Annotated in this window: 13 protein-coding genes and 1 pseudogene; 3 read left to right on the top strand and 11 right to left on the bottom strand. The window is 43.4% G+C overall.

Annotated features, from left to right (window positions below; translation table 11 throughout):
* Window positions 1-255: 255 nt before the first annotated feature.
* Both AC0YNX_RS06385 and AC0YNX_RS06380 read right to left on the bottom strand, forming a co-directional pair.
* Complete coding sequence (locus AC0YNX_RS06385; RefSeq protein ID WP_475814787.1) at window positions 256-1,134, bottom strand: sugar phosphate isomerase/epimerase family protein; 879 nt, start codon at window positions 1,132-1,134, stop codon at window positions 256-258.
* 331 nt (window positions 1,135-1,465) lie between these two features.
* The gene (locus AC0YNX_RS06380; protein ID WP_475814786.1) at window positions 1,466-2,218 is read right to left on the bottom strand and encodes a phytanoyl-CoA dioxygenase family protein; all 753 of its coding nucleotides are present in this window, start codon (window positions 2,216-2,218) and stop codon (window positions 1,466-1,468) included.
* A 35-nt stretch (window positions 2,219-2,253) separates the two neighbouring features.
* On the opposite strand from AC0YNX_RS06380, the gene AC0YNX_RS06375 reads away from it, so the two are divergent.
* The gene (locus AC0YNX_RS06375) at window positions 2,254-2,436 is read left to right on the top strand and encodes a response regulator (RefSeq protein ID WP_475814785.1); all 183 of its coding nucleotides are present in this window, start codon (window positions 2,254-2,256) and stop codon (window positions 2,434-2,436) included.
* Here AC0YNX_RS06375 and AC0YNX_RS06370 read toward each other — a convergent pair.
* From AC0YNX_RS06370 to AC0YNX_RS06360, 3 genes are all read right to left on the bottom strand, one after another.
* Complete coding sequence (locus AC0YNX_RS06370) at window positions 2,433-3,323, bottom strand: carbohydrate ABC transporter permease (protein ID WP_475814784.1); 891 nt, start codon at window positions 3,321-3,323, stop codon at window positions 2,433-2,435. The genes AC0YNX_RS06375 and AC0YNX_RS06370 overlap by 4 nt on opposite strands.
* Window positions 3,324-3,367: 44 nt before the next feature.
* On the bottom strand, window positions 3,368-4,267 hold the full coding sequence (locus AC0YNX_RS06365) for an ABC transporter permease (protein WP_475814783.1): 900 nt from the start codon (window positions 4,265-4,267) through the stop codon (window positions 3,368-3,370).
* A gap of 91 nt (window positions 4,268-4,358) precedes the next feature.
* Complete coding sequence (locus AC0YNX_RS06360) at window positions 4,359-5,972, bottom strand: type 2 periplasmic-binding domain-containing protein (RefSeq protein WP_475814782.1); 1,614 nt, start codon at window positions 5,970-5,972, stop codon at window positions 4,359-4,361.
* Window positions 5,973-6,193: 221 nt separating this feature from the next.
* Here AC0YNX_RS06360 and AC0YNX_RS06355 point away from each other — a divergent pair.
* Window positions 6,194-6,376: pseudogene (locus AC0YNX_RS06355) on the top strand (tyrosine-type recombinase/integrase); the annotation flags it as partial.
* Window positions 6,377-6,726: 350 nt separating this feature from the next.
* On the opposite strand, the gene AC0YNX_RS06350 reads toward AC0YNX_RS06355, so the two are convergent.
* Complete coding sequence (locus AC0YNX_RS06350) at window positions 6,727-7,176, bottom strand: hypothetical protein (RefSeq protein WP_475814781.1); 450 nt, start codon at window positions 7,174-7,176, stop codon at window positions 6,727-6,729.
* A gap of 472 nt (window positions 7,177-7,648) precedes the next feature.
* Here AC0YNX_RS06350 and AC0YNX_RS06345 point away from each other — a divergent pair, with 472 nt between their 5' ends.
* Entirely contained in the window at window positions 7,649-8,164 is a 516-nt protein-coding gene (locus tag AC0YNX_RS06345; RefSeq protein WP_475814780.1) for a GNAT family N-acetyltransferase, read from the top strand.
* 102 nt (window positions 8,165-8,266) lie between these two features.
* On the opposite strand, the gene AC0YNX_RS06340 is transcribed toward AC0YNX_RS06345, so the two are convergent.
* The 5 genes from AC0YNX_RS06340 to AC0YNX_RS06320 form a co-directional block, all read right to left on the bottom strand.
* Entirely contained in the window at window positions 8,267-8,518 is a 252-nt protein-coding gene (locus AC0YNX_RS06340) for a YolD-like family protein (protein ID WP_475814779.1), read from the bottom strand.
* Between the two features lie 198 nt (window positions 8,519-8,716).
* Window positions 8,717-9,184 (bottom strand): hypothetical protein, encoded by a 468-nt coding sequence (locus tag AC0YNX_RS06335; RefSeq protein WP_475814778.1) that lies wholly within the window; start codon window positions 9,182-9,184, stop codon window positions 8,717-8,719.
* A 76-nt stretch (window positions 9,185-9,260) separates the two neighbouring features.
* Window positions 9,261-10,238, bottom strand: coding sequence for an alpha/beta fold hydrolase (locus AC0YNX_RS06330; protein WP_475814777.1), 978 nt, complete (start codon window positions 10,236-10,238; stop codon window positions 9,261-9,263).
* 257 nt (window positions 10,239-10,495) lie between these two features.
* Window positions 10,496-11,791 carry an ABC transporter substrate-binding protein gene (locus AC0YNX_RS06325; protein ID WP_475814776.1) on the bottom strand — a complete coding sequence of 432 codons (1,296 nt, stop codon included), beginning with the start codon at window positions 11,789-11,791 and terminating at the stop codon, window positions 10,496-10,498.
* A 221-nt stretch (window positions 11,792-12,012) separates the two neighbouring features.
* Window positions 12,013-12,753 carry an SDR family oxidoreductase gene (locus tag AC0YNX_RS06320; protein WP_475814775.1) on the bottom strand — a complete coding sequence of 247 codons (741 nt, stop codon included), beginning with the start codon at window positions 12,751-12,753 and terminating at the stop codon, window positions 12,013-12,015.
* Window positions 12,754-12,899: the final 146 nt, after the last annotated feature.

The following is a 12,899-nucleotide window of genomic DNA, read 5'->3' as shown; positions in this document are numbered from 1 at the left end:
AAAAAAAGCCGCGATTTCCGCAACCTATAATGAGATAATGTTCTTGTCATCCGACAACAAAGTCCTTAAAAGTTGCACCATCCTGCCCCGTTAGTTTAACAGTTCCATGAGAAAACGGCAGTCCTTATTTCGGCTGCCGTTTGTTTGTGTTTTTTGTGCTATCGTTACCTCGTTAGCCATCCATGCCGCCGTCTTTTCCGTCCACCCGCATACCTTGGCTGCGTATCGCCTATATCTGTGTCTGAGCGGGTACTCTTAAGTTTCCATCAAGCCGTCTATGATGCTTTCCATCCGTTTCTTAATTGCCAAACATTGCTTCCAGCGGTCAGTAATTTCAGTATCCGCATAGCTGTGCAATGTTCTTGTAAGCGCATAAGGCGGTGGCCCTAGTTCGACGATAAACGGGAAAATGTCGCCGGGTCCGGCTTGTTTGAGCCAATGGTGCATCCCAGTTTCCCACCATTTATAGAATCTCTCGGCTTGAGTCTCATTACCCTCTTCCCCGATATCGGCCTGTACCTGATGGCCGTTCGAAATCCTTGCATGAATGCTAGAAGCTCTTTGCAACAAAAGTTGAAAGTACGATTCCGCTGTCTCCGCTGTTTCCGGTATAAAATCATCCAATTCTCCATTCACAACATAATGCGAGAAATCAATCGTGAGCCTCAAATCGGGGATCGCCTTGACATAGTCCGCGGTACGGATCAGATCCTGGGTGATTCTTCCCCGATGCGTCTCTACAAAATGTGGGAGACCGACCTTCTGCGCAGTTTCCGTCATCTGATTCAGCCTGTGAATAGCCTCTTCTCCTATAATGAAATTATCCAGAACTTGAGAATTGAAATACATGGCTCCTTGCTCTTTGGCTCTATTCATCATGGGTTCAAGATCGTCTGCTGTCCATGGAAATCCCCCGCTGCCATAATGCAATCCATAACGTTCTACCCTCTTTTTAAACCCTTCCGAATCAGGAACCCCGGCAATTCCCGTGAAGCCCGCCTCAGCGATTTTGTCCAGTTTCTCCTCGACCGTCCATTCACGACCGTTCTCCCCAAGACCGACCATACCCCACATGGCTTGGTGAATTTCGATTCGAGGTGGCTTTTTGCTTCCATCATTCATATGTAATCCCATATATTTCCTTCTCCTTACCAATAATTTTCTAATCCCAAGTTAACACAAAGCTCGATAGATCCACCTCTCTTATATGATTCTAATATTGTCGCAGCCTTTTTTGCTTCTTTGGGATCCGCCTTTGCTTCTTCCTTTACCTTGTACGCTTCCAGCTCCGCACTCTGAAGAAAAATGCCCATTATTTGAGAAGGTTGCCGATCCTTCTCGGCAGTCGTGATTGAGCTATCGTTTCTCATTAGTTTAAAGGCGTTATTGAAATTTCTGATCCGATAACTTAAGAATCCCGCGATTTACGCGTACCCCCTATCGCGAAAGCAGGCCCGCGCTTTTATTATTTGTCCATCTTCTGCAGCCAATCGTCTGTACCTACCGGGCAAGATGTGTAATGCTTCAGCTCGTCTCCTTGAAGCTGCGGATTGCCTGTCGCATTGTAACAGACGATAAATGAACGCCGATGACGTTCCGACAAGTTCGGAGCAGAGCAGTGCAGCAAATTACTATGAAAGAACAGTGCAGAGCCTGGTTCCATCTCGCAGTGGACCAACTCAAACATCTTCTCCACTTGCCTAATACGATTCGTATCGGCACCAGTTTGCTGCCCCACTCTTCCATGCTCCAGCCGGCCAAGCTTATGAGAGCCACGCAGCACCTGTAAACATCCGTTCTCGCGCGTTGCAGCATCTAAGGAAATAAACACGCTGATCATATTCGGATATATAAACCCTTGATCGTACCAATAGCCGTAATCTTGATGCCACTCCCAAGCGCCGCCCGAATGCGCTTCCTTCAGCATCACTTTTCCATGAAAGAAAGCCGCGTCTTCGCCTAATAAAATACGAACGCCATTAACTATGCGCGGGCAGCTCGATACGTCAGACCACATATCTGCACCAAGCTCGAACCAAAGCGCAAGTTTTGCTTTAAGGCCCTGGCTGTCACTGTTGCTGTATGTAGAACCGGCTACTCGCCCTCCGCCTTCGACCTCTTGAATCATTCGGTCAACTTCCTCACGGGTAAATAGCTTATTCACGAGCAAATAGCCATCTCTTTCATAGCGAGTTACATCTTCAAACGTCAACACCATGTTGATTCCTCCTCATAAATGGGGGTTGTCCTTGTTTGTTTGAAATGATGATCGTAGACGATGAACCAGATTATGTCGACAGTTTAGCTGACAACATCCCTTGGATCGAGAACGATATCCAGCAAGTATTCAACGCTTATTCAGGTGATGAAGCGCTCGAGATCAGAATGACCTATTCTGTAGATATCATAATCTCGGATATACGTAACACAATTTAGCCCTTAACACTTCCAAGGACTAATCCTGTAGTGAAATATTTCTGGATGAATGGGTAAACCAGCAAGACAGGTATTGTTGCAAGGAACAACTGAGCCGCCCGGCCTGTGCGGACATTCATGTAAGCAAGAATCTTAGCAGTGTCGCCCTGAGCCATACGTATGACATCTTCAAAATTAATGATCAGCGTATGCAAATAAGTCTGCAAAGGATAATTTTTGCTGTCTTGCATGTAAATCAATCCACTAAACCAATCGTTCCAGTGACTAACAATTGAAAACAGACCTACTGTCGCCAACGCTGGAGTCAACAGTGGCAGCATAACACGGAACAAGGTAGCAAACACTCCGGCACCATCTATCATCGCAGCCTGCTCTATTTCTTCCGGCAGGCCTCTCATAAAGTTCATCACTATGATCATGCTGAATATTGGCAGCGCTCCAGGCAGAATTAACGACCATATACTATTCAAAAGACCAATTTTTGTGACTAATATATATGTAGGGATCAAACCCCCATTAATAATTATTGTTACAACAAAGAACATCATATATAAATTGCGCCCGAGAACCTTGTCCTTATTCTTTGAGAGAGGATAGGCGGTAATAACAATCAGCACAAGGTTTACGATCACACCAAGCAACACCCGCTCAATGCTTACCCACAAAGCTGGTAAAAACTTACCTCCCCTGAAGGCGAATTCATACGATACCGTCGTTAAGTCAACAGGCCAGAAAACAACCCTGCCAGCTGCAACAGCGGAAGATCCACTGAATGATATGGCCAGAAGATGAATGAAAGGTATAATACAAGCAATAGCTGTAAGAGATAAAAAGATCGTATTAAACACAACAAAAGCTGTACGAGCCGGTGATCGATAATGCACCATAACTTAAATCCCCTCTTTTCAATATCCTATGAATAGACAAACAACTATAATACCCTGTAACCGGCAAACCTGTCAGCAAGATAATAGGACGTCAAAATCATAAAGGCTGAAATCAAGGCCTTGAACATTCCAACCGCCGTACCGACTGAATACTGAGCCTGCTGGATACCCAAACGGTACACATAGGTGTCAATGATATCGCCAGTAGAATAAACGATCGGTGAGTATAGGTTGTAGATCTGATCGAAACCAGCGTTCAATAAGTTTCCCAGTGATAGAATGGTCATCAGAACAATTATGGGCATGATCGAAGGAAGGGTGATGTACCATGTCTGCTTCCATCGTTTTGCCCCGTCTACGATAGCTGATTCATACAGACCGGGGTCTATACTGGTCAGCGCAGCCAAAAAAATAACAGTTCCGAAACCAAAGCTTTTCCATATCTCTGATACAATCATCGTCCATCGAAATGTTTTCGGGTCACCTAAAAATGAAATAGGCCCTATGTTAAATAAAGACAGGAAATTATTCATGATCCCCTCACGACTTAGAATATCAATCATAACGCCTGCGAGGATAACCCAAGACAGAAAATAAGGCAAATAGACAACGGTTTGAAAAACACGCTTTGCCGAATTTTTACGCACCTCGTTGAGCAGGAGCGAAAACACAACAGGCACAATAATACCACCTATAATTTGGAATCCTGCTATGAATATCGTGTTCCAAATGATGTGTACAAAGTTAGGCTGGCTAAACACACGTATAAAATTGTCGAGACCGACCCAAGGAGACTGAAAGCCCATGGCCGGATTGTATCTTTGAAATGCAATGATAAGTCCATATAGAGGGATGTAATTGAATATAAATATCATGACAACTGCAGGGATTAACAAAACATGATATGGCCATTGCTTACGTAACGTAAACAGTAATGATTGCATCGCTGAATCCTCCTAGAATACGGACTTTACACTGTAGAGATCTCCTTGCATCATATGACGCAAGGAGATCGCTGACAGTTTAACTATTTCATTACTTTCCGTACATCTTATTGACGGCTTCCGTTACTTCTTCACCGCCAGCGTGTCTCCAAGCTTCAATCAAGGTATCGTAATAGCTGATATCTTCAACACCCGTGATAATTTTTGTATAACCCTCAGTCAGCAGGTCATCGAGTGTGGTACCGTAATCAAGCATGGCCTGTGGCATTGCACCCCATACCTTGGTTTTTTTGATCTGCTCATTGTCAACATGAGAGAGTGCCTGGACGAGTGATGCATTTTCATAACCCATCTGAAGATAACGGCCTAAACCAACCAAATCTTTGTCATTCTTCCACTTCAAGATTTCATTGTAGAACAACACCGCATTGCCTGATCCAAGATTCTCTTTACCTGTAATGGCCGAAGAAGATACATCCTTGATGTCTTGATAATGGGCGAACTCAACCTTGAACGGACCGGTGATATGGTGCATCTCATTGGTGTTAAAGGGCAGGACTTGCTCAAGGGACATGGTTCCGTTGCCAATGGAGTCATTCAGAACATCAATGTATGTGTTTATCAGCTCGACAAGCACCTCTGGGTGTTCGTAGCCCTTACGGACAACACTGTATGTGCTGTTGCTGAATTGTCTTGGATAAAGGATTTGCTCTCCATCTACACTGGGCAGGTTCAAGGACACAAAGTAGGTGCCATCTCCTTTATTCTTAACCATGTCTGCCCCAACTTGCCAGCCAGCCCAGTTTTGCTGTGCATATGTACCGACTTCTCCATTATATGCATCGCGCAGCATGGCAGCGCTGTCCTTTGTGGCAAAGTCCTTATTTAAATAGCCTTTTTTATACCATTCAGCCCATTTGGCAAGCGCATTTTTAGTCTCTGGCAAGGTTGCGCCATAGACGATTTTACCGTCGGGGCCATCCACCCAGATCTTGGGATAAGCGTGGAATGAACTAGCCATTTCGAAGAATGCACCGAGGGTTTTATCGAGCATGGTACCGAATTTAGCACCATTGTTCGTTTTAAACGCCTCCATCATTTTCTCAAAATCCGCAATAGTTTTGACTTCTTTAATGTCGTTTCCCTCTAACCAGTCTTTTCTTACCCATAGGAACGAAGTGGAAGTTTCATCACCATAGTGAAGTCTGGGTATAGCCATTAGCTTACCATCATGCATGGCAGTATCAACGATGTCCTGGTTTGGTTTAATCATCTTTACAAGAGATGGTGAGGCATATGACTCGTAAGTACTCGTTAAATCCTCAAGCATACCAGCTTCCATAAGCTGGTTGAGTTGTACGATATTTACCGTGAACATATCTGGCAATTCGCCGGATGCAATCGCAAGGTTGATCTTTGTGTCGTACTCAGTCGTTACCCAATCCGCTTTCACATCAATATTGAATTTTTCCTTGAACAATTTGGTCCAAAGATTATTGGAGTAATCCTCGCCTTGTGCGAACTTAGCGTTTACAATCTCAGGAAGTCCCACGCTAACCGTGATGGGTTCTTTATTCGTAGTATCCTCGGATTCTTGTTTCGTAGTATCCTTGTTTTCCGAGTTGGTAGGGGCAGAGTTTGAACATGCTGCGACTGAAATTATAAGGGCAATTGCCAATACAATTCCAAGTACACGTTTGTACATTTTTCTTCCTCCTTTAAGAATATTATTTTGTAACCGCTTTCAAAATTAACTCTTCGTTATGCAATAATTGTATATCAAGATAAGTTGAGAAGTCTGTCATTTATCCCCGACTGAAATTTGGAAATTAAAGGTTACTTTGTCGATACTCCCCTTTCACTGAATGAATCTGTCAGAAAATTTTAAAAAATATTTATATCTCATAATCATTTGTTGAGAAGTTTAATCAACACGATCTACGTCACACCTCTGCGACGCTCCTTATTAATCAAGGCGTGCATGCGAAGATAATCTCCGAGCGGCTCGGACATGGTAATATCACAACTACGATGAACATATACGGCCACGCGCTCCGCTCTGCCGATCAAGCAGCCGCCGACAAGCTAGAGGCAGGAATACAAAGATAAGCTCTTGGTTTTAATTCAACTATCCTACCACCTTGATCACTAGGCCAGCTGCCGTCGTGTTGTATTGAGCGATAATGCCTCGTTAGCTCAACAGGCTGCCGAAAATCAGCAGCCTGTTCTTAAATTTCAATCATTATCTTGATATTCGAAGTTCCCCGTTTCTATCCGTTTAATAATATCCTCAAGTTCTTCCTTTTTTCTCTTCTTCATCTTCCAACGAAATCCAGCTCACCATTTCCCCTCCTTGAAGATATCAATTATCCTGCCCCGTAAGCATAACGAAGGACCGCGGTTTCTTGGTGTTTATTGAGCAATAGTTCTCCGTTAACGTAATAACCTTCCACATAGTGTTAGCTACGAGTGGCAACCCCTACCATAAATTCTTCATCATTAATACCAAGTGCATTTTCAAGTAACGCTCTAAAGCCGCTTCCCTTAGGCTCCATAGCCCAATAAGTTTTTTCATTCATTGTCACTTGTTGGCATCCAGTTGCACTTAACAGTGCTTTAGAAACGGACTTGGATGCAAGGGTAAACGTCAGTTCATATTCAACTCCATTATCACCAGGACAGTGAATTATCCCTTGAGGGAATGGAGGAAGGCTAACTATTTTTTCGTATAACCTTCCAATCTCCGCTTTGTCTTGAATGCTCTTTTCAAATCCTTTATCAGATTGATGCAATGGGTCTAAGCGTTTCACATTAAGTAAGTCGAATTGCTGTGTATCCGATGAATCACTGCACGAAGTCAGAAAGAATACAACGATACAAGTCATAATGGTTCTAAAGATGTTCTTCAAGATTTCCCTCCTCTATTGCTTGCTTGCTAGTAATTTAAAACGTAATGAAGAATAGATTGTTGCGCTAGTCCGCCCTTTAACGTAATGAAGCCGCCAAATCGTGCCGGCAGCATCGTTTTAGGTTTTTATTGAGGTTTATTGAGCAATAGTACCCGTTAACGTAATGATGCTCGGGTCGGACCGAGAGCAGAATGGACCAAAGCATGATTACAGTATTATTCGAAAAAGTAATCGATTACTTTGAATTATCATTCAAGATCTTAAACTACTCTCCACCAAGGAGGAATTTGCAAAATTCGACATTTATAGGTAAATTCCTCCTATAAGTGCGTTGTTGGAATGACACGTTATTGTCATTTTCGGAAATGGGAAAAAAAGCCGCGATATACGCAGCCATTAATGAGATAATGTTTCTTGTCATCCGACAATCGATTTACGTCGGCAGCCTGATCGTTAGAAAGGTGGAAGATTTTTGATAGAAACAAACCGTCTATTAATTAGAGAAATGGTGCAGTCCGATTATGATGCATTGTGCGGAATATTGTGTGATGAGGAAGTAATGCGTGCTGCTTATGAAAGTGCATTCAATTTAGAAGAAGCACAAAATTGGCTTAACAGACATCTTAAAAGATATGAAGAGTATGGTTTTGGGCTTTGGGCTGTTGTATTAAAAGAAACAAACGAAATGATTGGTCAATGTGGCTTGACAAAGCAAGGCTGGAGAGAAAAAGAAATTTTGGAAATAGGATTTTTGTTTCAAAAAGCGTATTGGCACAAAGGTTACGCAACAGAAGCGGCAATTGCTTGCAAGGAATACGCTTTCTCAGTTCTTCATGCAAATAGGGTTTATTCTATTATTAGGGACACAAATATAGCCTCTCAAAAAGTTGCTGTTCGAAACGGTATGAATATTATTGATAAAGATATTAAGAATTTTAGGAATGTAGATATGGAATTTTTTCTGTATTCTGTAGAGCGAACAAAATGAGCATAATGCTGCTAGCCGTCCATTTTCAGTAACAGATCAGGCATCCCGAGTAATCGGGACGCCTGACAAACAATTGAGTCGTAATCATTTGAGCAGACCAACTCAATCCCTTGGATAATTCATGTTCATTATATCCATGAAAGGAACCTTATCCAATCCGTCTGCCGTATTCACATGGACCTTGCCCGTTCTGGAATCCATCGCTACGATTTGTCCCCGCACGCTCTCTTCTCTTCCCCAAACGGTCAACAGAATCACGGATTCCTCCTGAAAAGCCTCCGTCAGCTGATTTCCTATCTCCTCCAGAACGAATTCGTCTCTGGTAGGTCTCTTCGGTACTTTCGCTTTTGCCACATTCGTCACGCCTTCGCTTAATATCTTGAATCTCTATTATAATATCTTTTCACCCGACACGTCTTCTATTTTCGTTCGCGAATACGCACAAGAACTTGCCTTAATGTTCTTGGCACCCGAGAGCGTTGCGTCAAACTGCTTCGTTAGCGGGATCAAAAAACAAAAAAAAGGCAGCAATCAGCTGCCTTCATTAGATTATTAGATTGTCTCTGACGTATCCATTCCATCCGGACCATCGACGAAGTCGATTACACCAACAGCAATTATGGATACTGCAGCTGCTTTACCTAGTTTCTTAAAACTATCTTTAATCAGCTGCTTATCGTTTTCCTTAATGCCTGTCACAACATCTTTTCCGCTTTCAACCACGTATTCGATTCCTTGGCCAGCACCTCTAACCGTAGTCGTGACCACATCTCCAAGATCATCCAATCCAGTCTTCGCCTGCTGCTTATCCGCCGTTATTAAACCGGCACCAACATCCCATACACCGCTCGCTGCTTGGCCTGCTAGTTCACCTGTCTTTGCAGTCACTCTTTCCACATCATTGCCGATCTCTTTAATGTACTCACTATGAACAAGCTCCCCGGCAACACGCACAGTACCTCCAAGTACTCTGCCTGTAAAACCACCTGCCATCTTTCCTATCCCTTTCAGCATATTCATCCGAACACCTCCGTATTTAATTTATTCTGTTTTACGATTATTGACGCCATTCGTTTCTTGCATCTATACCTTAACCTTAGGTAGCTGGTACAAAATCTTTAATTTTCTGCGCAAGTACATCGGGTGCAAAATCTTGAAGATAATGTCCATAATCCATTAATACATACTTGCTATTAGCTATTTTTGAAAGATAGGATATTTGGAACCCTTGCCATTGTTCTTTACTATAACCAAGACCAATCCCATCACCATTCGATATGAAGAACAATACTGGTAACTGTGGTGCTGGCAATGCATCTACTTTATGAGCATTATCCATAAGATCCACTAGCTCTTCTACCATCGGTGGAGTATTCGTTCTCCTATAATAGATTGCTCTATATATATCTTTTTCATGATCTGTCAAATCCCCAGCCTTTATTGCTGCTTCACTTTCAACCAAGGACGGGATAAACCGCGTTACTCCCTTATTTTCTGCAAATGCAAGTACCTTTATTTTAGTTATAAAATCAGATACTTTTGGCGTACTGGGGTCGAAATAAGCATTTACAGTGCCTACATCTATTCCAACAATGGCGGATACCTCTTGCGGATATTTTTGAGCCCAATACATTGACTCCAATCCAGTAATGGAGTGAGGAACTAATACATAGGGAGGCTTCAAACCTGCTAATAATAACGCTTGTCTGTCCTCCTCCAATACGGTGTCAAGATCTCGTGGAACGTCCGCAACATCACTGAAACCATACCCTATTCTTTCTGGTACTGCGATTTTATATTGATCACTTAATCGAGAATACAGGCTTTTAAAATCTAATATAGGCGAAGCTGTTCCGCCTCCTGCCAGAAATACTAGGGTCGTATTTCCCTGACCTTCTGAATAAACGCTCATCTTATGTCCATCTACTGTAACCATTTGACCCATGGGCTTAACTAATGCATCTTCCTTACTCAAATGGATTTTATGATTGATGATTGTAACTAAAGTAGCTATTATTAGAAGACTTACAATTCCCCCTACACCGTATCCTATTATCTTTTGTAATTTCTTCACAATTGATTCTCCTTATTCATTTTATATTTATTAATTGTGCTTGCCAGAAAGATGGAACAAAAAAGTTAGCTTTATCTTATCAAGCCCGAATGAACGTTAAAATGGACCTCGGCACTGGAATCGACTAGACATAAGTCTGGGCAGCAATTTCCACCATTAAATTGAAACAAACTTAATAGGCTGCCGAGTAGATTCGGCAGCCTATTCCTTGTTGTGCTATTGTTCCGATCGCGAGATGAGCTTCTGGTCCATTCGTGCTATGACTTCTTCGCCTTGCTTTCCTCGACGACGCTGTTAATCATGCTATCCAATTGCTTCAGGAAGTCATCTACAGTTATACTTGGATCCGCTAGATTGGGAATTTGCTGTACCGCTACTTGCAAAGCTACATTCTCGTACTCACTTTTCTCCGTATATGCCATGGCAGTATTCTCGAATAACGCCTGCACATTCTTACCGATTGTCTCATTGACCAATGTGCCGAATTGTTCCCTAATTTCAGGCGTGCGAATTACGGGGCCGACCCCTTGCTTTGCAAATTCCAGTTGTTTCTCCTCGGACAACAAATACGCGATGATCTGGAAAGCATCCGTCTGGTGTTTGGAAGTCGACGATACGTATAAGGTAGATGTCTTCGGGAACGGTCCAATCTTGCTTCCCTCCTCTACGGTCGGAAAGCTAACAAGATCGAGATCCTGCCCGCCTGTCGCACCTTCTACTAATAAATTCACTCCATCTCCAAGCGCCATCGCGATGTTTCCGCCATAAGCAAACTTCGTTTCTGCGGACGACGAATTAACTGCCTCTGTTTCCTGGTTAGCTGTAGGAGCAATCAGATCGTGAATTAGCGTTGCCAACTCCACCCATTTCGGACTTAATACGATGGATTGATCCGTTGTCGCATCCAGGAAATGCAAGCCATACTCGTCTATCATATTAAAGATGCTGATTTGGCTCGTGAACGGTGTAAATCCGACATAACTTGATCCGGCGAATTGTTGATTTAGTTCGGCAAGGTCCTTCCACGTCATGCCGTCATGCGGATAACTGATATTCATAGCATCGAATACTTTCTTATTATAAAATAGAGCGCTTAAGTATTGGTTAAATGGCAATTCATAAATATGCCCATCTTTGTTGTCAAACGCATTGATTCGCTCGACCAGACCAGGACTAAACAGACTGAGATTCATTTCTTGCGTTTGAATATGATCGGTTAGATCTAATCGGACTTGCTCCCAAATATCAGACGGCGTCGCAATATGCTCAACATCCATTACCAGATCCGGGAATGTATCGTCTACCACATGCCCTTCAAGTCCATTCAATCCGAGTTGTGAGTATGAAATGTCGTAATCCGTAAAATGATTGTTTAAATCGTCTTGCATCTCTTGCGGAACTCCCCCAAGCGCAGCGAACAATAGGGGCACTTTCGTTGTACTGTCACCCGCCGACGCAGGCTGCTCTATTCCGGTCGGTAAATTCTCGTTGTTGCACGCGACTAACGCCGTCGCAAGCAAAATCGTAGTGACGCATAAGACTCCTCTTCTCACAGCGATACCACCTTTATATAAGGTTTCTTCCTTCTCTTTCCATAATTTACGATTAGAAGACCCGCTCCACCAAGTGAATCATGATTTATTACACATATGTTCTCTACGGATACTAAACAATCCTGCCCGTTACCAGAACGAAGTGTAGTCGGTTACTTCTGACTTGATCCCATAAATAAAAAAAAGCCGCGATTTTCGCGACTTTTCTTTGGTAAGGGCTATTAGAACTCCTGCGCGGTTGGACGCAGCACGATCTCGTTGATATCGACCTCCGCCGGTTGCTCGATGGCGTAGGCGATGGCACGCGCCACTGCGCTTGAGGGAATAGCAATTTTGTAGAAATCCATTACGTTTGACTGCGCTGTGCCCGTAGTGTTGAACTTCAGGTCGCTTTCCACAGCCCCGGGTTCGATAGATGTTACCCGAATCTTATTGCCTACTTCATGACGCAGGCCCTCGGATATGGCGCGCACCGCGAATTTCGTACCTGAGTAGACGGTACCGCCCGGCGAAAAGACCTTAATACCGGCAACCGAGCTAATGTTGACGAATTGACCGCTTTCCTGGCCAAGGAAGACCGGCAAAGCTGCAGCGATGCCGTACAGAACCCCCTTGAGGTTAATATCAATCATTGCATCCCACTCGTCGGTGTTTACCTCGGCCATAGGCCGGATCGGCATAATACCAGCGTTGTTAACGAGAACGTCCAGTTTGCCGAACTCGGCAATGATCGCATCGACGACAGCTTTGAACTGATTCTTGTCACTTACATCGAGCGAGTAAGCGCTAGCTTTGCCACCAGCTTCCTTAATCTGCGCAACCACTTCGTCAAGCTTGTCCTTCCGGCGCGCGGCAACCGCAACAATTGCCCCCTTTGACGCAAGAAGACGCGCGGTCTCTGCTCCGAGACCGGAACCTCCACCTGTGATCAGTACAACTTTGTTTTCAATACCGTTATTCATAATGTCTCTCCTCTGTGAGTGTATTAGGATTTAACAAATCTCTCATTGAAGCTTAAGGCGCATAGATAAATCAACCGCGCTCATAAAGTCTAGGAAATAAACAGCAAATGTATCCACTAAAATAGACTACTCAGAAAGTGCTTAGA

The organism is Paenibacillus sp. J31R98 (assembly GCF_056269245.1).
This window is presented reverse-complemented; position numbering and strand designations above follow the sequence as displayed.